This is a genomic window from Cobetia sp. 1AS1 (assembly GCF_029846435.1).
Classification (GTDB): domain Bacteria; phylum Pseudomonadota; class Gammaproteobacteria; order Pseudomonadales; family Halomonadaceae; genus Cobetia; species Cobetia amphilecti.
Map to the genome: position 1 here is coordinate 200,923 of NZ_JARWKU010000002.1, position 20,090 is coordinate 221,012.

19 protein-coding genes are annotated in these 20,090 nt (G+C 63.7%); 3 read left to right on the forward strand and 16 right to left on the reverse strand.

The genetic code is table 11. The features are described from left to right. Positions 1-9: 9 nt before the first annotated feature. The 10 genes from flgK to flgB form a co-directional block, all read right to left on the reverse strand. Positions 10-1,641, reverse strand: coding sequence for a flagellar hook-associated protein FlgK (gene flgK, locus QD280_RS04655; RefSeq protein WP_279838472.1), 1,632 nt, complete (start codon positions 1,639-1,641; stop codon positions 10-12). A 158-nt stretch (positions 1,642-1,799) separates the two neighbouring features. Continuing rightward, positions 1,800-3,239, reverse strand: a complete 1,440-nt coding sequence (flgJ, locus tag QD280_RS04660; RefSeq protein WP_279838473.1) for a flagellar assembly peptidoglycan hydrolase FlgJ — start codon at positions 3,237-3,239, stop codon at positions 1,800-1,802. After that, on the reverse strand, positions 3,239-4,324 hold the full coding sequence (locus QD280_RS04665; protein WP_279838797.1) for a flagellar basal body P-ring protein FlgI: 1,086 nt from the start codon (positions 4,322-4,324) through the stop codon (positions 3,239-3,241). Before QD280_RS04665 ends, flgJ begins: the two co-directional genes overlap by 1 nt. Before the next feature lie 251 nt (positions 4,325-4,575). Further along, entirely contained in the window at positions 4,576-5,253 is a 678-nt protein-coding gene (locus tag QD280_RS04670; protein WP_279838798.1) for a flagellar basal body L-ring protein FlgH, read from the reverse strand. Between the two features lie 106 nt (positions 5,254-5,359). Beyond that, positions 5,360-6,142, reverse strand: coding sequence for a flagellar basal-body rod protein FlgG (gene flgG / locus QD280_RS04675; protein WP_279838474.1), 783 nt, complete (start codon positions 6,140-6,142; stop codon positions 5,360-5,362). A 26-nt stretch (positions 6,143-6,168) separates the two neighbouring features. Further along, positions 6,169-6,936 carry a flagellar basal body rod protein FlgF gene (locus QD280_RS04680; protein ID WP_279838475.1) on the reverse strand — a complete coding sequence of 256 codons (768 nt, stop codon included), beginning with the start codon at positions 6,934-6,936 and terminating at the stop codon, positions 6,169-6,171. A gap of 171 nt (positions 6,937-7,107) precedes the next feature. After that, on the reverse strand, positions 7,108-8,370 hold the full coding sequence (gene flgE / locus QD280_RS04685) for a flagellar hook protein FlgE (protein WP_054556611.1): 1,263 nt from the start codon (positions 8,368-8,370) through the stop codon (positions 7,108-7,110). Positions 8,371-8,502: 132 nt separating this feature from the next. Beyond that, positions 8,503-9,192, reverse strand: coding sequence for a flagellar hook assembly protein FlgD (locus QD280_RS04690; RefSeq protein ID WP_131432086.1), 690 nt, complete (start codon positions 9,190-9,192; stop codon positions 8,503-8,505). A gap of 54 nt (positions 9,193-9,246) precedes the next feature. Next, the gene (gene flgC, locus QD280_RS04695) at positions 9,247-9,723 is read right to left on the reverse strand and encodes a flagellar basal body rod protein FlgC (RefSeq protein WP_054556609.1); all 477 of its coding nucleotides are present in this window, start codon (positions 9,721-9,723) and stop codon (positions 9,247-9,249) included. Further along, positions 9,723-10,118: a flagellar basal body rod protein FlgB gene (flgB, locus tag QD280_RS04700; RefSeq protein ID WP_318833290.1), complete on the reverse strand. Its 396-nt coding sequence runs from the start codon at positions 10,116-10,118 to the stop codon at positions 9,723-9,725. Before flgB ends, flgC begins: the two co-directional genes overlap by 1 nt. 557 nt (positions 10,119-10,675) lie before the next feature. On the opposite strand from flgB, the gene flgA reads away from it, so the two are divergent. The 3 genes from flgA to QD280_RS04715 all read left to right on the forward strand — a co-directional run bounded on the left by flgA (position 10,676) and on the right by QD280_RS04715 (position 12,433). Further along, positions 10,676-11,374, forward strand: coding sequence for a flagellar basal body P-ring formation chaperone FlgA (gene flgA, locus QD280_RS04705; RefSeq protein WP_279838476.1), 699 nt, complete (start codon positions 10,676-10,678; stop codon positions 11,372-11,374). A gap of 310 nt (positions 11,375-11,684) precedes the next feature. Then, entirely contained in the window at positions 11,685-11,963 is a 279-nt protein-coding gene (gene flgM / locus QD280_RS04710) for a flagellar biosynthesis anti-sigma factor FlgM (RefSeq protein WP_054556606.1), read from the forward strand. Then, positions 11,960-12,433: a flagellar protein FlgN gene (locus QD280_RS04715; protein ID WP_279838477.1), complete on the forward strand. Its 474-nt coding sequence runs from the start codon at positions 11,960-11,962 to the stop codon at positions 12,431-12,433. The genes flgM and QD280_RS04715 overlap by 4 nt, the downstream gene beginning before the upstream one ends. A 257-nt stretch (positions 12,434-12,690) precedes the next feature. Here the strand turns inward: QD280_RS04715 and QD280_RS04720 are convergent, their stop codons facing one another. The 6 genes from QD280_RS04720 to QD280_RS04745 all read right to left on the reverse strand — a co-directional run bounded on the left by QD280_RS04720 (position 12,691) and on the right by QD280_RS04745 (position 19,933). After that, complete coding sequence (locus QD280_RS04720) at positions 12,691-13,131, reverse strand: flagellar protein FlhE (protein WP_192838845.1); 441 nt, start codon at positions 13,129-13,131, stop codon at positions 12,691-12,693. 232 nt (positions 13,132-13,363) lie between these two features. Then, on the reverse strand, positions 13,364-15,460 hold the full coding sequence (gene flhA / locus QD280_RS04725) for a flagellar biosynthesis protein FlhA (protein WP_131432092.1): 2,097 nt from the start codon (positions 15,458-15,460) through the stop codon (positions 13,364-13,366). Positions 15,461-15,658: 198 nt separating this feature from the next. After that, positions 15,659-16,999, reverse strand: coding sequence for a flagellar biosynthesis protein FlhB (gene flhB / locus QD280_RS04730; protein ID WP_279838478.1), 1,341 nt, complete (start codon positions 16,997-16,999; stop codon positions 15,659-15,661). Positions 17,000-17,247: 248 nt separating this feature from the next. Further along, the gene (cheZ, locus tag QD280_RS04735; protein WP_279838799.1) at positions 17,248-18,006 is read right to left on the reverse strand and encodes a protein phosphatase CheZ; all 759 of its coding nucleotides are present in this window, start codon (positions 18,004-18,006) and stop codon (positions 17,248-17,250) included. A 137-nt stretch (positions 18,007-18,143) separates the two neighbouring features. Further along, positions 18,144-18,533 (reverse strand): chemotaxis response regulator CheY, encoded by a 390-nt coding sequence (cheY, locus tag QD280_RS04740; RefSeq protein ID WP_131432094.1) that lies wholly within the window; start codon positions 18,531-18,533, stop codon positions 18,144-18,146. A gap of 164 nt (positions 18,534-18,697) precedes the next feature. After that, a complete protein-coding gene (locus QD280_RS04745) occupies positions 18,698-19,933 on the reverse strand; it encodes a chemotaxis response regulator protein-glutamate methylesterase (protein WP_279838479.1) in 1,236 nt (411 codons plus the stop codon). Between the last annotated feature and the right edge of the window lie 157 nt (positions 19,934-20,090).

A 20,090-nucleotide genomic window follows, 5' to 3' on the forward strand; every position in this document is an offset into this window, starting at 1 on the left:
ACGGCCTCGTTAACGGATGTTCAGAATGGTATCCAGCACCGTCGACGCGGTCTGGATGACCTGGGCGTTGGCCTGGTAATACTGCTGATAACGGATCAGGTCCGCGGCCTCTTCATCCAGATTGACCCCCGAGATCGACTGGTCTGCCGCCGACAGCTGCTCGGTCAGGCCCTGCTGAGCCTCCAGGTTGACTTGCACCTGACGGGTCTGGTTGCCGACCTGGCTGACCAGTGACGCGTAGTGATCATTGAAGCTGCCGGCGCTGCCCAGGGCGTCGCTGCTCTGCAGAGACTGCAGGGCGAGAATGTTGCGGTTGTCGAGACTGGCATCGCTTGAACCCGCCGCGATCTCGGCGCCCTCGTCGATCGCGACCCCGAAGGTGTCGGCGATATTGCGCGTCGGCTGGATGGTGAAGCTGTCTCCGTCCGCCATGCCGGTGGCGGTGAACACCAGGCCATCCTGGCGCATCACGCCTTCGCTGTCCGGGGTCAGAGTCTGCACGGCGCCGCTGCTGAGGTTTTCCAGCTGGTAGGTGCCGCCGTCAAGACTCAGGCGGTAGTCATCACCGGTCAGCGCGACACTGTAGAAGTCGTCACCTTCCTGCTGGGTGGCGGGGGCGAATGTCACCTCAAGGTCCGCTCCGGCGGCGTTGCCGCTGGCCGGCAGCACTTCCGGATCGCCGAGAGTGAAGAAGTCGCCCCCCGCGTTGCCATTGGCGTCGACACCGTCGGCGTGCTGGGCATTGAAGGTCAACGCCAGCCCCGCGGCCAACTGGCCGAGCTGACTCTGGGTCGGCTCGAGGCTGTCGGCGCGGAAGCTCAACAGCCCGCCCAGGGTGCCGCCTTCGAGCTGCGCCTCATCGATGGCGCTGGTCACGCCCGGCGCCACGCTGTAGGTGACCACCGAACGGCTCATGTCCTGCGGGTCTGGCTCCACGGCCAGTTCATAATTGCTGCTGCCGTTGACCAGCAGCTGGCCATTGCCGAGGCTGACGCTCAGCCGACCATCCTGCTCCTGCACCTCGACGCCGACCAGCGTCTGCAGGTCGGTCACCGCCTGATCGCGCTGGTCCAGCAGTCCCAGTGACTCTTCGCCGGTACGCGCACGCGTCAGGGAAATCTGCTCGTTGAGCGAGGCTATCTGGCTGGTGGCAGTGTTGATATCGCCGACCACATCATCGAGCTGTGAATTGACCGCAGCGTCCATGTCATCCAGATAGGCGGAGAAGGCATTGAACTGCCCGGCCAGACTCTCGGCGCTGCCCAGCAGGCTCTCGCGCGCCGCCGGATCACTCGGCTGACTGGCCACGCCTTCGATGGCGCCGAAGAACTCCTGCATCAACGGCGCCAGGCCCGCCTCGTCATCGGCGAGCAGATTGTCGATCTGACTGATGTTGGCTTCGTGGGTCTCAAGCGCCGTGCTGGCGCTCATGGCGCTGTCCAGCTGCGCCGAGAGATAGCTGTCGGTCTGACGACTGATCGACGCCACACTGACACCGCCACCACTGCTGCCACTCAGTTCGACCGTTTCACGGCTATAGCCCGGCGTGTAGACGTTGGCGATGTTGTTGCTGTTGGTGGCAAGCGCCGTCTGGGCGGCTTGCAGACCACTGACACCGATACTCAACATGCTGCTGGCCATGGCATTTACCTGAAAGGAACAATGGGAAAAGGGAGAAGGTGAATGACGCCACACCGGCGCACGGATGCTGTGAATATCGGCGCGCCAGACGCCAACTTGAGGCCGTAGGCAGCAATAGTTGCCAGCGATTCATCGACAGTGAATCCTCATCAGCGGCTCTAGCGGATCAGCGGCTCTGAACGGCCCATCGCCAACTGGATGGCCCCTGATGCAGCGCCTTCACTGCCAGTACCGATCTCTTTATTCGTCGCAGACGCCAAACCCGTCGCAGACGCCACATCCGCCGCAGACGCCAGCTCGACCAGCGGCTGAGCATCGCGCGCATCGAGGGCAAACAGCGGCGCAGAAGCCTCAAGCAGCCCGCGCGGGGAGCTTGAGTTGGCGGTTGCGACAGGCGCTGACGCAGGCACGGCATCGCGTGACGCCAGGCGGGTCTCCGCTGTCTCGAGAGTGCCGCTGGCCTCCAGCGGGCCGACCCGACTCATGATCGAGATCAGCTTGTCGGCATAGTGCGGGTCAGTGGCGTAGCCCGCCTCCTGCAAGGCGCGCGCCGCACTCTCGGCGTCCGGCGACCGGGTCACGTGGGCATAACGCTGGGCGCCGGTCAGCAGCGCGGCATGATCGCGCAGCGCACTGGCCTGATCGGGATAGACGCGGAAGCTGTCTTCGAGACGCATGCGCCGCCCATCGCGGTATTCGGTGGTCAGCACCGTGGTGCTGTCGCCCTGCCAGCTGCTACCGGCCTTGATGCCGAACAGATTATGGCTGTCGGTGCCGGTCTCGGTGTGAATGCGACGCTGACCCCAGCCTGTCTCCAGCGCGGCTTGGGCCAGAATCAATTCTGCGGGCAGCCCGCTTTCACGACTGGCCGCCTGTGCGGCGGGGCCAAATTCCGCCACGAAGCGCTGCACATTCTCGGGCTGGCGACGTTGTTGCTCGCTGAGCGCTGCCACGTCGGTCACTGCCACCGGGCTGACGGTGTCAGACACGTCTTCCTTGCCTGTCGTCGCCATCGGCAGCTCGGCATAGACGCCTCGCGCCGTGTCGCCGGGCGCCAGCGTATCGAGCATCGCCATGAAGCCGGTGACCTCGTCTGCGGCGCGTGTCTCCACCGCCGCCTGCCAGTCATCTTCGCGAGCCGCGCCCACCTCCGGGGTCAGCCCTACCGCCGACAACCAGTCATCGGCACCCTGTTCATCGTCCGACTCACCATTCACTGCAGCGCTAGGGGAGATTGCGGTGCTGCTATCCGTGTTCGTGCCCGTCGCCGTGCTGGAAGACAACTGCTGAATCAGGATCTTCGACAGGCCGATACCGTCGCCGACACTGGCCAGTTGCTGGGAGAGCTGCTGGTCCAGCATCGAGGTCATCATCTCTTGCTGCTGGGAGCCGGTCAGCGCTGAGTTCTCGGTGGCCGAGCGCATCTGCTTGAGCATCATGTTGAGCATCAAGGCCTCGAATTGACGCGCACTCTCCTCCAGCGCCTCCTGCTGGCGCTCGCCGCCACTGCTGGCCGCCCCCTTGAGGCTCGCCAGACCCTGGGTGTCGAAGGCCAGACGACCGGCATCCACGTTGGCACCGCTACCAAGCACACTCATCAGATCACCTCGAGATCAGCACGCAGCGCACCGGCTGCCTTGAGCGCTTCCAGAATCGAGACCAGGTCCTGCGGCGTGGCGCCCAGCGCATTCAGGCCATCGACGACCTCCTGCAGGCTGGCAGTCCCCTCGACCATGCGCAGCGCACCGCCCTGCTGGTTCACGCTGATATCGGGGTCGTTGACCACTGCCGTCTGCCCCTGGGACAGCGGCGCGGGCTGACTGATCACCGGATTGGCGTCGATCACCACCGACAGGTTACCGTGGGTGACCGCGGCGCGCGCCAGGCGCACTTCGGAATTCATCACCACCGAGCCGGTCCGCGCATTGACCACCACACGTGCACGCGGCACGCCCAGGGCGACTTCGATGTTCTCGAGTCTGGCGATGAAACCGACACGCTGACTGAGATCACGCGGTGCCTGCACCACGATATCGCGACTGCTGAGCGGCGAGGCCAGCGAGCCGCCGAAGTTGCGATTGATGGCGCTGGCGACGTTCTGGGCATGATTGAAATCGCCCTCGAACAGATCGAGATGGATCACGCCATTCTCATCACCGAGACGCGTCGGCACGCCGCGCTCCACCGTCGCGCCACTGGGAATGCGCCCGGCGGTCAGCTGGTTGACCTGCACGCTGGAACCGCCGGCCGAGGCACCGGCGCCACCGATGATCAGATTGCCCTGCGCCAGCGCGTAGACCTGGCCATCCACGCCCTTGAGCGGCGTCATCAACAGGGTGCCACCGCGCAGACTCTTGGCATTGCCCAGCGAAGACACCACGACATCGATGGGCTGACCGGAGCTTGCAAAGGCCGGCAGGCTGGCGGTGACCATGACCGCCGCCACGTTCTTGAGCTGCATGTTGGTGCCCGACGGCACCGTCACGCCCAGCTGGGAGAGCATGTTGGTCAGACTCTGGCCGGTGAACGGCGCCTGGGTGGTCTGGTCCCCACTGCCATCCAGCCCCACCACCAGGCCGTAGCCGACCAGCGGGTTGTCACGCACGCCGCGCACCTGGGCGAGGTCCTTGATGCGATCGGCCTGCGCCGCCTGCAACGTCAAGGTCAGGCAGCTCACCAGCATCAGGCAGGCGGCCAGCGCAGCGCGCCAGCGGGGATAAGGGAGCATCTCAGGCATCGGATAGCGACTCATGATGGGACAGCGTGGTGAGAAATCGGGACGGGCCATTCAGGGCGAGGCAATTCGCGGCACAATTCACTGCAGAACAAGCCTTTGCAGAACAGGTCTTTGCAGAACAAGCCTCTGCAGAACAAGTCTCTGCAGAACAAGTCTCTCCAGAACAAGGACATTGCACGGCAATCAGCACGCCAGGCTCAGAACGGCGCCAGATTGAGGAAGAAGCGCTGCATCCAGCCCATGTTCTGTGCCTCGTTGATATAGCCATCGCCGACATATTCGATGCGTGCACTGGCCACCTGGGTGGACTGCACCGTATTGGCCGAGGAAATCGTGCGCGGATTGACCACTCCGGAGAAGCGAATCGACTCGGTGCCCTGATTGATCGCGATGCGCTTCTCACCGCGCACCTCCAGATTGCCGTTCGGTTGCACCTGACTGACCGTCACGGTGATGGTGCCGGTGAAACTGTTGTTGGCATTCGAGCCACCGCTGCCGGTGAAGTCATTCTCACCCTCGATATCGGCATCGGTGCCATCCAGCAGGCCCGTCATGAAATCGGGGATGGCGGTCAGCGAGAAACCGAGGCTGCCGTCACGGCTGGCATTGCTGGCCGAGCTCTTGCTGGCGCTGACATTCTCGTCGAGCAGGATGGTGATGATGTCGCCGATGGCACGTGGGCGGCGATCCTCGAACAGCGGCTGGTTGCCATACAGCGGCTGGAAGATGGCGCCATTGGCCATCGGTTCCGGGCGCGGCTGCATCGTCGATTCCATTGGCGTGGTATCGACCAGCGGCTCGCTGGGGATATGGGCACACCCGGGGCCTACCAGCGTCATGGTCAGCATCGCCAATCCGGCCAGCGCGCGGCGCATGCGACGCCAGCCAGGCAATGCCAGGTTGTCATAGCGAGGGCAAACAGCTGCCAGGGATGGCAGTGCCACCACCGGGAGATCACGCGAAAGCGACATGCGACAACCCTTACATCTGGACCAGACGCTCCAGCATCTGATCGGTGGTGGTCACGGCCTTGGAATTGATCTCGTAGGCACGCTGGTTCTGGATCATGCCCACCATCTCTTCCACCACGTTGACGTTGGAGGTCTCGACGAAGCCCTGATAGAGAGTGCCCGCACCATTGAAGCCCGGCACGTTGTCACTGCGCGGCCCCGAGGCATCGGTCTCGGAATACAGATTCTCGCCGCGACTGAACAGCCCCGTCGGGTTGATGAAGGTAGACAGCTGCAGCTGACCGACCTCGGTGCTGTTGGTGGAACCGGGCTGGGTGACACTGACCACGCCATCGGAGGCGATATCGACACTCAGGGCATTGGCCGGAATGACGATCGCCGGGTCCAGCGGGTAGCCACTGGCGGTGACCATCTGGCCGGTACTGTCGAGCTGGAAGGAGCCATCGCGGGTATAGGCATTGGTGCCATCCGGCAGCATCACCGCGAAGAAGCCCTGACCATTGATCGCGATATCCTTGGAGTTCTCGGTCTGCTCCAGATTGCCCTGGATATGCAGACGCTCGGTGGCCACGGTGCGCACCCCGGTGCCCACCTGCAACCCCGAGGGCAGCTCGGTGGTGGCAGAGGAGGCAGCGCCGGGCTGGCGCATGTTCTGGTAGAGCAGATCTTCAAACACCGCGCGCGACTGCTTAAAACCATTGGTCGAGACATTGGCCAGGTTGTTGGCCGTGACGTCCATCTGCATCTGCTGAGCTTCAAGGCCGCTCTTGGCTGTCCATAGGGCACGAATCATCAGGGGGCTCCGCCGTGATTACTGGGTCAGTCGGTACCAAGCAGGCTGTTGCCACGCTCGGCCATGCGCTCTGCCGTGTCGATGCTCTTCATCTGCATCTCGAAACTGCGCGCGTTGTTGATCATGGCGACCATCGCGTCGGTCGCCGAGACGTTGCTGCTCTCCAGGGCGCCGGAGACGACCCGCACCAGCGGGTCGGCGGCCAGCGGTGGCGCGGCCTCACCCGCCGCAGTCGGCGGCTGACGGAAATAGCCGTCCTCGCCGCGCACAAGCGCCGGGCTGCCGGGAATGGCCTCGGGATTGACCAGCTTTAGCTGGGCCTGCAGCACCATGGTGTCAGGCGCATCCGACGCCGAGCGCGCACTCACGCTGCCATCAGCGGAGATATGCACGATGGCGTTGAGCGGCAATTCGATCGGCCCACCATCGCCCATTACCGGCAAGCCGCCGGAGGTCAGGACACCATCGGCATCGATCTGCAGCGCGCCGTTACGGGTGTAGAGCTCCTCGCCATTCGCGCCCTGCACGGCCAGCATGCCGGGGCCGTCCAGCGCGACATCCAGCGAGCGATCCGTGGTCTGGATCGTGCCCTGGGCCATCGAGGCCCCCGCGGTGGTCAGCTGACTGGAGACGCGTGTCGCCAGCCCTTCGCCCTGCACATCCACCGCCCGCGACAGCGTCAGCATCTCGCGAAAGCCGGTGGTCGAGAGGTTGGCCAGGTTATGACTGGCGACATCCTGAGCCGCCAGGCTGCGCTGGGCGCCGCTCATGGCGGTGTAGAGCATTCTGTCCATCCGCTATTCCCTCACACCTTGCCGTGTTGCCGTCAGCGCCCGACCCTCAACGCCCGCTCTTGATACGCTGGTTCGTCGCTGAGTACTGACGCTCGAGATGACCCGGTTCGCCTCGACATTTCTGCTGTTTTCATTGCAGAAGACGAACCGCGTCACATGTCAGGAGTGGCATTAGCGCATGTTGATGACGCTTTGCTGGACCTCGTCCTGGACCTTGATGGTCTGGGCGTTGGACTGATAGTTGCGCTGAGCGATGATCAGATCGACCAGCTCGGTGGTCAGGTCGACGTTGGAGGCCTCGACGACCCCGGACTGGACCTCACCGAAGACGCCCTCACCCGGCACACCGACCAGCGGAACACCCGAGGAAGCGGTGGCGACCCAGCCGTTGTCGCCATTGGGCTGCAGACCCTGCTCATTGGCAAAGTTGGCCAGCGCGATGGTGCCCAGTGTTTGCTTGAGCTCATTGGAGTAACTGCCGATCACGCGGCCATCTTCCTCGAAGGACACGCCGACAAGACTGCCGGAGGTATAACCATTCTGGGACAGGGTGATGACTTCAAAATCGTTGGCATATTGGGTGCTGCCGGTGAAGTCGATACTGAAACTAAGATCACTCGCGCCATTGGCCAGGGCGTAGGTTTGAGCCGTCTGACTGTAATCAAGGAGCTGACCGCCTGCCCCGAAGGTGATCACCTCTGTCTGAGGATCAAAGTCGACAGAAGGGTCAGCGACGCCTTCGTCGATCTGTTCCTGCAATTCCGCAGCCTTGCTGGAAAAGTCCATCACGTGATGGACGTTCCAGGTGTTATTTTCGGTCTTGGCATAAAAGGACGTCACGACATGTTCATCGCCAAGACTGTCATACACCGTCATCGCCGAGGCGTAGTTGTAGGTCGCGGCATCCGTCGGATCAAAATCGGCAGTGGCCGGCACAAGGTCCGCGGCATCCAGATTGAGCGCGACTTCAGCGCCATAGACCTCGAGAGCGATGTTGTCCTGCGTCGCTTTTGCCGCCAGAGGGGCTGTCGGAATCTGCAATACCACGGGTTCCCCGGTGACTCCTTCGCCGGAATAGCCAGTCAACTGGGCACCCTGGGCTGTGACGATATAGCCCTCGGCATCGATGTTGAGCTGGCCATTGCGCGAATAGACGATCTGACCACTGGTGTCCGAGAAACGCAGGAAGCCATCTCCGGAAATCGCCAGATCGAGATCGCGTCCGGTGGATTCCAGCGAGCCGGAAGTGAAGTCCTGGGCAACGGATGCCAATTGCACCCCGATCCCTGCTGCCTGTGAGCCGGCATAGATGTCGGAGAATTGCGCCTCAGAGGATTTGAAACCCACCGTTTCCGAGTTGGCAATGTTGTTGCCGATCACATCCAGATTGGTAGAAGCCGCACTCAAGCCGCTCAATGCCTGTGAAAACGCCATGGTCTGTCCCTTTGATCGCGATGAAGATGAAAGCCCGAGACCTGTCAGCGAGCTCGGGGGCGGCCAAACGGCCTGAAACTGGTGGCCCGTCCGGCGGGCTCGCTGGCGCTATCCCGGCGCCATGGGCTCAGCTCAAAGCACCTGACGCACGGCGTCCAGACTGACGACACCCAACACCGGACCCAGGTCCAGCTGAGCGCCGCTGTCGGTCTGATTGACGCCACTGACCACGCCATAACTCAGCGTCTGCAGGTCGTCATAGCTCTCGCCTGCCCGCTCGGCCGTCACGGCCAGCTGGTAGGAGCCATCGGCGGCTTCAGTGCCATCATCCAGCAAACCGTCCCAGACGAAGCCATGAATACCCGCCTCCAATGCGCCCAACTCGAAGGTCTTGACCACACTGCCATCCGCGCCCAGCACCTCGACGGTGGCATTGTCGACATCGTCAGCCAGCTCAAGGCCGAAGGGTGTCGAGGTCGCGTTGCCCACCAGCACCGCATTGCCACCGACCAGCACGCCCTGATCGAGCAGACTGGCCGCCTGCAGCGCTTCACTGCTGGAAATCTGCGCCGTGATGCCCTCAAGCGTGGTGTTGAGTTCTTCGATACCACTGACGGTGCTGATCTGGGCCAGCTGCGCGGTCAGGTCGGAATTCGACACCGGGTCCATCGGGTCCTGGTTCTGCATCTGCGCCACCAGCAGGGTCATGAACTGATCATTGAGCTCCTCGGTACTGCTCACCGACTGCGTGCTGTCGGTGACACCGGAGGTCGTGGTGGTCTGGTTGATGCTGTTGAGCACACTGGTGTCTAGCGTCGCCATGCGGTTACCCGAAATCAGAAGAAGCGGTCAGAAGGCCAAAGCCCCGAGCGAAGGTCATTCCCCTAGCGTCAGCGTCTTGCGCAGCAGGGACTTGGAGGTATTGAAGACCTCGACATTGGCCTCGTAGGACTTGGAAGCCGCGATCATGTCGACCATCTCGGCGACCGGATCGACGTTGGAGAAGGTCACATAGCCCTGCTCGTCGGCGAGGGGATGATCGGGGCGATACTCCTGGCGCGCCGGGGCATCGCTCAGCTCCACCGAGCTGACCCTGACACCACCGAGGCCTGCACTGCGTGACGCCATCTGTGTCGCCAGACCGCCACCGGCCAGGTTGGCCGTCGCCAGCGAGGCATTGGCCTGACGCGCGAGGGGCGCGTACTCGAACACCACCTGACGCGCCTGATAGGGCTTGCCATCCGGGCCCGCCACACTGTCGGCGTTGGCCATGTTGCTGGCCACGGCATTGATGCGCTGCGACTGGGCCGCCATCGCGGAACCCGCGACGTTGAAGATGCTGAACGCTGCCATCAACTGTTCTCCGATTGCATGGCCAGACGCAGGCCCTGGATCTTGCCGGTCAGAAGCTCAAGGCTGGCCTCGTAATGCAGACTGTTGTCCGCGAAATTGACCCGCTCCACATCCATGTCGACGGTATTGCCGTCCAGACTCGGCTGTGTGGGCACTCGATAGAGCAGGTCCGCGCCCAGCGACAGCCCCGCCCCACTGGCGGCCTGATGGCCGGCCTGAGTCGTGTTCAGCGCAAGCGGCCCCGGCGCGGCATTGCCCGCCGTCGCCTTGGCCAGGGTGGCGGAGAAGTCGATATCGCGCGCCAGATAGCCCGGCGTGTCGGCATTGGCGATATTGGTGGCCAGCACCTGCTGACGCTCGGCGCGAAGGCCCAGCGCCTGCTGGTGAAAGCTCATGAGGGAATCAAGTCGATCAAACATGGAAGTGCCCCGCTGTCGGCACCTCGCCCTGATGTGAGCGAGGGAACATCCATCGATCAGCTCACGCGTAGGGGAGCATGACGGAAAGCAGGACTGAGAATAGTCAGCCAGCGCCAGGATGAAGGTAAGAACAAGCCACTTTATCGCGGCTATTTCTGGCCATGCCGGTGTCGGGGGCGGCTTACAATCTCTCGCGGCACTGATCCAGCGCCCTGAACCTTGTGCCCTGAACCAGGGACGCTTGACCCCGCCTTCCGCCCCGGACGCCACTCGCGATGAGAGACAGCATGCCGAAAATCAGCGTAGCGAAAGGTCTGTCTGTGGCTAGAGGACTGTCTGTTGCAAAAGGACTGTTTGTGACAAAAGGCCTGACGACGGCAAAAGGCCTGTGGCGCACCATCGCCAGCACCGGGCTGTTGGTCCTGCTGCCCGCGGGCACCGCTGTGCATGCCAACACTTCATACGCGATCGGCTCTGCCATTCAGCCGTCTGCCGCCCAGGCATCAGCATCAGCATCAGCCTCATCAACACCAGTGCCTTCAATAACAGCGCCTTCAGTCAAAGACGCGCAGACACGCGCCGTCGAGGCCCTGCGCTGGCAATTGAGCAACTTCTTCACCGCCGAGGACAGCGGCCCCGTCAGGGTACGCATGCCCGGCGAGCCGCCGCTGGGCGCGCCCAGCGAGGCCTCCGTACAACTCGAGCTGCGTCGCCTGCCCGCCCGCCTGAAAGATTGCTCGGCACCCCAGCTGAGCCTCAATGCCGCGCGCAGTGACCGCCATGCACCGGGCCTCAAACGCCTGCAGCTGCTGTGCGCCAACGGCCAGCAACATATCGTCAGCGTTCGCATGGAACGCTTCGCCTGGCGCCAGAGCACGCCACAGCCGCTTGCGAGCGGCACGCCGCTGGCACCCGCGAGATTGACGCCGGTACTGACGCCACTGGGCAAGTTGCGTGGCAATGGCTTCGAGAGCGCCGCGGCGCTGTCAGGCTTCGAGGTACGCCGCCGCCTGCGCGCCGGCGAGGTCATCACCCGCAACAGCGTGCGCGCCATCCCGCTGGTAAACTTCGGCGATACCGTGACCTATCAGGTCAGCGGCACAGGCTTCAGCATGCAGCGCAGTGCGCGGGCACTGGAGGCTGGGGGGCTCGATGAACGCATCCGCATCGAACTCGCTCCGGGCGACTGGGTGCGCGCTCGCGTCATCGGGCCGCGGCGGGTAGCGCCATGATGACTTCAGTTGAGATGAGCCGAGCTGATCCGCGCCGGGCCAACCCGAGTCATCCTGTTGACTGTGCACGCCCAGCCACGACACGCTGACGCACCGGAAAGACATGCTGACGCTCGAAGGCCGAAATGCTTGATACTGACAAGTCGCCACCCGCACCAGATACCTCATTCCTGAGGGACCATATTGCCTGTGTGGGGTAAAGCTTGTGCCGGCATGGCCGATAGTCGATTCAAGCGCGCAGATGACGCACGCAACCCATCCATGACAGGCTCGTCGTCGAGCCCGGCCCGACGGCCAGAGAGGACAGTCAATGAAGATTGAACATGGCGGCCCGATACAGCGCAGCGACACTCAAGCCCCGCGCGAACTGCGTCCCGAGACGGCCAAGGACACCACCGCCACCACGGCGGCGACCTCCACGGCCGACTCCACCCAGGTCGAGCTTTCCAGCAGCGCGATCGATGCAGGCCAGGACATCGACCAGGCGCGCGTCGACAGCCTCAAGCAGGCCATCGCCGATGGCAGCATCAAGATCGATGTCGATCGCATCGCACAAGGCCTTATCGATGCCTTCGAAGGTGACGCATGACACTCGATGACGCCTCGACGGCCTTGCTGGGCGAGATCTTTTCCGGCCTCGAGCAGGAGCTGAATGACTTCATCGCCCTGCTCGAGGAAGAACAGCGCCTGCTGGGCCAACGCCTGCCGAGCGCGGCAGACCTTGAGGCCTCGCGCGAAGCCAAGCTGGCCAACGCCGCCCGCCTGGAAGCGCTGGAGAGCCGCCGGCGCAGCTGGCTGAGCAACGCAGGGCTCACCAATGACCCACTGGAACTGCATGCGGTGCTCGCCAGCCAGCCGGTGTTGGCTACCCAGTGGTGGCATCTGGTGACGCTAACGCGCCGCGCCCAGGCACGCAATCGCCTGAATGGCGAGCTGATCGGTCAGCGCATGGCGCTGCACAGCAAGATTCTCGACAGCCTGCATCAACGTGCGCCCGGCCATTACGGCGCCGATGGACGGCCTGCGGCGGGCGCCTCACGCCTGAACGTCTCGGCCTGAATGTCCTGACCAGACTGTCCTGGCCTAAGCGTCCGGACTTGAATACCTAAGGCGTGAGGCTCGCGGGCTGCACACCCCGACTGTCTTTCCTTTTTACTGACCCAGAAACACGCGAGGCCCGGCATTCTGCCGAGCCTCCAGACACTGCTGCTGCACGCCACTCACTAGCCAACCAGCCAGCTGATCGTCAGCCACTCATCGCCGTCATTCATCATCAGTCATTCAAAGACAGCCCCTTTCGCTGACAACGCCGCCAGTCACGCGCCTTCCAGACTCTCGACGTCGATCACCAGCTGGATGTCATCCAGATGCGCCGCCGGCTTGAGTACGCCACGCCCATTGCGATAGACCTTCAGCGAGAAAGGCGCCGTCGCCAGCTCCCGGGTCGGCAGGGTCAACTTGCCTCGCCTCGCCTCGAGCATGGCGCAGCGCTCTTCCAGGCAGAGCATGATCTGCCATTCCCCCGGCGCACTCGTGAGCGAATAGCGCCAATGAATCGCGGTGACGCGCGTCCTGTCAGGCGCCATCAGCCCTGAATCACGCACGGCATCTGCCACTGCCAGAGGGCGCATATACCAATGCCCTCGCTGAGCGATGGTCAGCGATTCGACGGACATCATCACCGCCGCGCTGGCGGCCTGCACCGGCGTGGACAGCGTCGCGGCCCACAGCGCTGCTGCCGTCATCAAGGCCGCCATCGGTGCCGTCCTGCTTTTTGGCTTCGCACTCAGCTTCGCTCTCGACGCCACTCCCGCCCTGGCCGTACTGCAGCCTGTCACCACTCGCCTTCTTCTCTGCACCGCTGACTCCTTCAGATCCGTCTTGCTGCAGACGCTCGACACACCCCTTGCCGGCGCCTTCCCTGTCGCACTTCTCTGCCTTTGCGGCATGTTGTTGTCTTGCTCAGTGGTGAGTCGCACCGCCCTGACGTCACGCCGCACGACCCCCGATCATCTGGGTGACCCGCAGCTCGCGGTCATCGGGAATCTCTGCCTGGGACAGCACCGCCAGGCTCTTGAAACGACGACGCAGGAAGCGACCCACCAGGGGTCGCAGCGCATGCCCGACCACCAGTACGCTGGGTTCGCCATTGGCGTCCTGCGCGGCGACGGCATTCTCGGCATGCTGCATCAAGGTATCGGCAAGGCCGGGCTCCAGAGCATTGCCGCTGCTCAAGGCCTGCATCAGCACCTGCTCGAGCTGCGCCTCCAGACCGATCACGCGCAAGACGCGCTCGGCGCCGAACCAGTACTGGGTGATGGCGCGCCCGAGGGCGACGCGCACCATGGCGGTCAGGTCGTTGGGGTCCTTGCTGTGCGGGGCATGCTCCGCAAGTGCCTCGAGGATGGTGCGCATGTCGCGAATCGAGACCTCCTCATCCAGCAGGTTGTGCAGGATACGCTGCAGGGTGCCCTGACTGATCAAGGCCGGCACCACTTCCTCCACCAGGCCGCCATCCTGCGGGCCCAGCTTCTCGAGCAGCTTGCTGACCTCACTGCGCCCGAGCAGCTGATCGGCATGGCGGGTCATCAGATGATTGAGGTGGGTCGTGATCACGGTCGGAGTATCGACCACCGTGTAGCCATAGACCTGGGCCTGCTCGCGGGTTTCCGGCTCGATCCAGGTGGCGGCCAGACCGAAGGCCGGCTCGGTGGTGGCCACGCCTGGCAGCTTGCCGGACACCTTGCCCGGATTGATCGCCAGCCAGCGGCCCGGATAGGCCTCACCCCGCCCGACCTCGGCGCCCTTCAGGCTGATGACATACTGATTGGGACCGAGCTCGAGGTTGTCGCGGATATGTACCACCGGCGGCAGGAACCCGATCTCCTGGGCGTACTTGCGACGCACCCCCTTGATGCGCGCCAGCAACTCACCGCCCTGGCGCATGTCGACCATCGCGATCAGGCGATGACCGACCTCCATCGCCAGCGGCTCGACCAGTCGCACATCATCCCAGCTGGCCTCGCTGACCTCCTGCACGGCCGCCGCAGGCGCGGGCGCCGCCTCTTCCTTCGCCTCGCTGCTGACCTCCTTCTCGCGCTGGGAGGCCCACCACCCCAGCCCCGCCAGCAGCAAGGTGAAGAGAATGAAGACCATGTTGGGCATGCCCGGCACCAGACCCAGCAGCCCCATCACGCCAGCCGCCAACCACAGCACCTGCGAGCTCTTGAACAGCTGGCCGATCATCTGCTGACCGACGTCTTCATTGGTGTTGACCCGCGACACCATCACACCCGCGGCAGTCGAGATGACCAGCGACGGAATCTGCGCCACCAGGCCATCGCCGATGGTCAGCAACGTATAGGTGCGCGCCGCATCGGACATGCTCAGGTCGTGCTGCCCGACCCCGATGATCAGCCCGCCGATGATATTGACCACCATGATCACCAGCCCCGCCACCGCATCGCCGCGCACGAACTTGCTGGCACCGTCCATCGAGCCGAAGAAATCGGATTCCTGCGACACTTCCCGGCGGCGCTCGCGCGCCTGGTCTTCGCCGATCAGGCCGGCGTTGAGGTCGGCATCGATCGCCATCTGCTTGCCGGGCATGGCGTCCAGCGTGAAGCGTGCGCCGACCTCGGCGATACGCCCGGCACCCTTGGTGATGACCATGAAGTTGATGATGACCAGAATCGAGAACACCACCAGACCGACGGCGAAGTTGCCGCCGACCAGAAACTGACCGAAGGCCTCGATGACCTTGCCGGCCGAGTCACCGCCGTTGTGACCTTCCAGCAGCACCACCCGCGTCGAGGCGACATTGAGCGACAGGCGCAGCAAGGTCGAGAACAGCAGCACCGCGGGGAAGGCCGAGAAATCCAGCGGCTTCTGCGCAAACATGCTGACCATCAGGATCATGATCGACAGCGCGATATTGAAGGTGAACAGCAGATCGAGGATGAAGGGCGCCAGCGGCAACACCATCATCGACAGGATCATCATGATCAGCAGCGGACCGGCCAGCACCTTCAGCTGGCTGGAGGTGTTGAGCCCCACGCGGTCAAACAGTGTCAGCAAGGTATTCATGCAAGCGGCTCATCGATCGTGAAGGGCGTTGCGCGTGCTGCGCAGCGGCCCGGGCTTGGGGAGCACAAATGGCGGTCGGTCATGGGGTTCGGGCAGCAGCATCAGCCAGCAGGACGGTTATCAATTTCGGGCCTCAACTTCGATCATCCACATCGGTCATCAACTGCGGTCATCAACTGCGGTCATCAACTGCGGTCATCAACTTCCGACACGAGGATCCGTCGTCGCGCCACCGTCAGGCCCGGGCTTGGCGCTGGGTTGGAAGACCGCCCCGGCATCGGCGTCATCAGAATCATGATCAGAAGACATCGCGCCTGCGGCTGAAGCCTCAGCTTCGGCTGCCGGCTTCCCGTCATCACGCTCGGTGCCTGGCGGGCCAGCCTCCTCAGCCGTCCCTTGCGCCTCCTCCGGCACCTGATACTCATCGGGAACGGACAGATCTGCCGGCAGACTCGGGCGCAGGCCACCCTGCTGGCGCGCCCGCTTGAGTCGCATCGCCCAGGCCAGCACCTCGGCGATCACCTGGTAGAGCGCAATGGGAATTTCCTGCTCGAGATCGACATGGGTGTGCAGGGCACGCGCCAGGGGCGGCGCACTCAGCATCGGCACCCCGTTCGCCTCTCCCACTTCACGAATGCGCAGTGCCACCTCATCACGCCCCTTGGCCACCACCCGCGGTGCGCGCATGTCGCCCTCGTGATAGACCAGCGCCACCGAGTAGTGCGTCGGGTTGTTGACGATGACATCGGCCGTGGGTACGGCGCTCATCATGCGCGCACGCGCCATGGCCTGCTGCTGCTGACGGATGCGCGCCTTGATCTGCGGGTCGCCATCCGTCTCCTTGTGCTCGCGCTTGATCTCCTCGAGGCTCATGCGCAGCTTCTTGGCGTGACTCCACAACTGATACGGCACATCCATCAGCGTCGGCACGATCAGCATCAATATCGCCAGCGCCGTACAACGCGCCACGATCGCCAGCGCATCCGCCATGGCGTTGCCCAGCGGCATCATCATCAAGGCCATCAATTCCTGGCGCTGGGCATGCAGATACATCACCACCACGCCACCGACCAGTATCGACTTGGCGATGGTCTTGAGCAGCTCGGCCAGCGCCTGGGAGGACACCATCCGGCCCAGCCCCTTGATGGGATTGAGCTTGCCCAGCGACGGCGCCAGCGACTTGGTGGAGAACATCCAGCCGCCCAGCAGCACCGGGCCGACCAGCGCCAGCACCATCAGCAGGGCGAACAACGGCAACAGTGCCAGCAAGGCCTCCTGGCCCAGCATCAAGGCGTTGGCAAGCATCACGCGACTGTCGAGTGCCTGAGCGCGATCAAAGCCGAACGAGGCGCCCAGCACTCGCTCCAGGGTGTCGCCAAGCGGCCCGGCCAACAGCCACAGGCCTGCCGCACCTCCGCCCAGCAACAGAAAGGTCGCAAGCTCCCGCGAACGGGGCACCTGCCCTTCCTCGCGGGCCTTCTGTATTCGATGGGGCGTGGCGTCTTCTGTCTTGTCGTCGCTGCTCTGCTCGTCAGCCACCGGCTACTCCGCTTGCCTGGGATCGCATCTGCCTGGACTGCCTGGGAGCATGACGCTCGCTCACACTGGCGCGCACGGCGAACGCATCATGCCGAGAATGGGCCTCATTGTGCCAAGCACGGCGGGGATCAAAGCGCGGAATAGCGCCCAAAACGCCCTTGCCCGCCACGCAGGGCGTGATGGGCAAGGGCATGAAGGACGAGAGTATTAAGAACAAGGACCAGCGGGTGCCACTACACGGAAGGCGGCTAGAAACCGAGGCTATCCAGCAGGTCATCGACCTCATCCTGACTGGCGACCACCCCCGGTGCATCGGCTCGCACCTGGGGGCCATTGAGCAAGGCGCCAGACTGGGCGTCCACGTCGCCGGGGCTTGCCTGCTCATCCAGCGCCGAGGCTGAAAGCTCTGCTGCCGAAAGCCCCGCAGCGGCCGTCGTGGTGGCGGCCTGCCCGGAAGACGCCAGCGCCGAACGTGCATGGCCCTCCGGGACATTGTCGAGCAGCAACTGCAACAGCTGCATCTCGATCTGCTGGATGACATCCATCATGCGCTTGATCACCTGACCGGTAAGGTCCTGGAAATCCTGCGCCATCATGATCTCGAGCAATTCACTGTTGGTGGCGCTGGTCTGATCAGGCACCACGGCCAGATAGGCACGCGTGTCGATCACCAGCTCACGCGCCTGATCCAGGGCCACCGGCTCGGCAAACCAGGCGTCCCAGCGCCCGCTGAGCGACTTCGCCTCACTGGCCAGGGCATCCTGCAGCGGCTGGGCCCGTTCACAGGCGTTGAGAGCACGATCTGCCGCCTGCTCCGTCTTGCTGGCCACGTAATTGAGGCGATCACGAGCATCGGGGATCGCCTCGGCAGCACGTTCGATCTCCCGATCCAGCCCCAGTTCACGCATGTTGTCGCGCAGCATGCGTGTCAGCTGGCCGATACGCCGAATCAGGTCTTCGCTGCTGTCCCCCGTTCTGGCGAGGTTGGCTGCCCCATCGCGCGCCATCACACCAGGATCAGCGCCCGAGGATGACTGGGGTTCAGATGATGATTCCAGATGACTCATGACACCCTCCTTGATGTGACCAACGACGCGATCAGCGTGGCGCGGCCAACGTGGCCCGGCCAGCGTGGCGCGATGGCTCAGAGGCCGTGTTTCTCGAAGACCTTGCCCAGCTTCTCTTCCAGCACCGCCGCCGTGAAGGGCTTGACCACATAGCCACTGGCACCGGCCTGGGCGGCGGCAATGATGTTTTCCTTCTTGGCCTCAGCGGTAACCATCAGCACCGGCAACGTGGCCGTGGCGGGATTGGCACGCACGCGCCTGAGCATCTCGAGCCCATCGAGGTTGGGCATGTTCCAGTCGGAGATCACCAGCTCGAAGCTGCCTTGATTCAGGAACTCCAGGGCCTGTTGCCCATCTTCGGCTTCCTCCACATTGGTGAAGCCGAGCTCCTTGAGCAGGTTGCGCACGATCCGACGCATGGTGGGAAAGTCGTCGACGACGAGGATTCGCAGGTTCTTGTCGGCCATCAGCGGTCGGGCTCTCTTCCAGAATCACATGAGGGAACGGCTGAAAATTCCAGCCTTGTGAGGGGGTTATCGGCCACAAGCTGGCAGACTTTACCCTCTGCGCCCATCTTCTTCCCGGCGACTCACACCCACTTAATCTCCACGCCCAGGCAGAACGAAGCGGTCTAGACGCGCTGCGAACGCCCGGCCAGCTGTACCTGGTGAAGCAGATGCCCACTGATGCGACTCAACGGCAACACGCTTTGTGCGGCCCCGAGCTCGACGGCTTCCCGCGGCATGCCATAGACCACGCAGCTTTGCTCGTCCTGGGCGATGGTGTGGGCGCCGGCTTCGCGCATCTGCAACAACCCCCGCGCGCCGTCGCGGCCCATGCCGGTCAGGATCACCCCCACGGCGTTGCGACCGGCCACCCGCGCCACGGAATCGAACAGCACATCCACCGATGGGCGGTGACGATTGACCGGCGGACGCTGATCGAGGGTGACCACATAGTTGGCCCCGCTGCGCGACAGCGTCAGGTGGGCGTCACCAGGCGCGATATAGGCGTGCCCGGGCAGGATGCGCTCACCGTGCACGGCTTCCTTGACGGCGATACGGCACAGTCCATTGAGTCGCTCGGCGAACGAGCGTGTGAAGCCCGGCGGCATGTGCTGAGTCACCAGAATGGCCGGTGCATCCGCCGGCAACGACTGCAACACCGCGCGTATCGCCTCGGTCCCGCCGGTCGAGGCCCCCACCGCGATCAGCTTCTCGCTCGACAGCAATGGCCGGCGGCTGGCAGCAGCGGTCGCAGGCGGCACCGTGTCCTGACTGACCGTACCCTGACTGACCATGTTCTGACTGACCGAAGCGGCGACTGACCTGTCTGCCAGACTGGGCTGATATGGCTTGGACTGAGGCAGGCTGGACTGATCCGGATTGGACAGGGTCGAATTGGACAGAACCGAGCCGGCCTGTGCACCGCCAGCAGACGGCGACGTCACGGCGCGACCAGCAGGCCGCACACGCGCCCGCGCGGCGGCGCGAATCTTGTCGGCAATCGTCTCGGCATACTCGAGCATGCCGGCACGTATGCCCAGACGCGGCTTGGAGACGAAATCCACCGCACCCAGCTCCAGCGCGCGTAGCGTGATTTCTCCGCCGCGTTCGGTCAGCGAAGACACCATTACCACCGGCATCGGTCGCAGGCGCATCAGGCGCTCGAGGAAGTCCAGCCCATCCATGCGCGGCATTTCCACATCCAGCGTCAGCACATCCGGCTCGTGACGCTTGATCAGGTCTCGCGCGACCAGCGGGTCCGGCGCGGTGGCCACGACCTGCATGTCAGGCTGGGCATTGATGATCTCGGCCATCAACTCACGAATCAGCGCGGAGTCATCGACACACAGCACACGGATCATGCGCCCCGCCCCGGTCTGGGACGTGCCTGCGCCAGCAGCTGCACTTGAGTTCGAATCTGATCTTGAACCAGCATTGGAGCTTGAGACCGAGCATGACGATGAAGCGGGAGTAGGCATCCAGACACTCCTGGAGAGTGGGTAAGGGAAAGGAAATCAT

Bases quoted from the DNA above. Each gene is read 5' to 3' on its own strand.
- flgK (WP_279838472.1), bottom strand. From the start codon at position 1,641: ATGGCCAGCAGCATGTTGAGTATCGGTGTCAGTGGTCTGCAAGCCGCC.
- flgJ (WP_279838473.1), bottom strand. From the start codon at position 3,239: ATGAGTGTGCTTGGTAGCGGTGCCAACGTGGATGCCGGTCGTCTGGCC.
- QD280_RS04665 (WP_279838797.1), bottom strand. From the start codon at position 4,324: ATGCTGGTGAGCTGCCTGACCTTGACGTTGCAGGCGGCGCAGGCCGAT.
- QD280_RS04670 (WP_279838798.1), bottom strand. From the start codon at position 5,253: ATGCGCCGCGCGCTGGCCGGATTGGCGATGCTGACCATGACGCTGGTA.
- flgG (WP_279838474.1), bottom strand. From the start codon at position 6,142: ATGATTCGTGCCCTATGGACAGCCAAGAGCGGCCTTGAAGCTCAGCAG.
- QD280_RS04680 (WP_279838475.1), bottom strand. From the start codon at position 6,936: ATGGACAGAATGCTCTACACCGCCATGAGCGGCGCCCAGCGCAGCCTG.
- flgE (WP_054556611.1), bottom strand. From the start codon at position 8,370: ATGGCGTTTTCACAGGCATTGAGCGGCTTGAGTGCGGCTTCTACCAAT.
- QD280_RS04690 (WP_131432086.1), bottom strand. From the start codon at position 9,192: ATGGCGACGCTAGACACCAGTGTGCTCAACAGCATCAACCAGACCACC.
- flgC (WP_054556609.1), bottom strand. From the start codon at position 9,723: ATGGCAGCGTTCAGCATCTTCAACGTCGCGGGTTCCGCGATGGCGGCC.
- flgB (WP_318833290.1), bottom strand. From the start codon at position 10,118: ATGAGCTTTCACCAGCAGGCGCTGGGCCTTCGCGCCGAGCGTCAGCAG.
- flgM (WP_054556606.1), top strand. From the start codon at position 11,685: ATGAAGATTGAACATGGCGGCCCGATACAGCGCAGCGACACTCAAGCC.
- QD280_RS04715 (WP_279838477.1), top strand. From the start codon at position 11,960: ATGACACTCGATGACGCCTCGACGGCCTTGCTGGGCGAGATCTTTTCC.
- QD280_RS04720 (WP_192838845.1), bottom strand. From the start codon at position 13,131: ATGGCGGCCTTGATGACGGCAGCAGCGCTGTGGGCCGCGACGCTGTCC.
- flhA (WP_131432092.1), bottom strand. From the start codon at position 15,460: ATGAATACCTTGCTGACACTGTTTGACCGCGTGGGGCTCAACACCTCC.
- cheZ (WP_279838799.1), bottom strand. From the start codon at position 18,006: ATGGCGCGCGATGGGGCAGCCAACCTCGCCAGAACGGGGGACAGCAGC.
- cheY (WP_131432094.1), bottom strand. From the start codon at position 18,533: ATGGCCGACAAGAACCTGCGAATCCTCGTCGTCGACGACTTTCCCACC.
- QD280_RS04745 (WP_279838479.1), bottom strand. From the start codon at position 19,933: ATGATCCGTGTGCTGTGTGTCGATGACTCCGCGCTGATTCGTGAGTTG.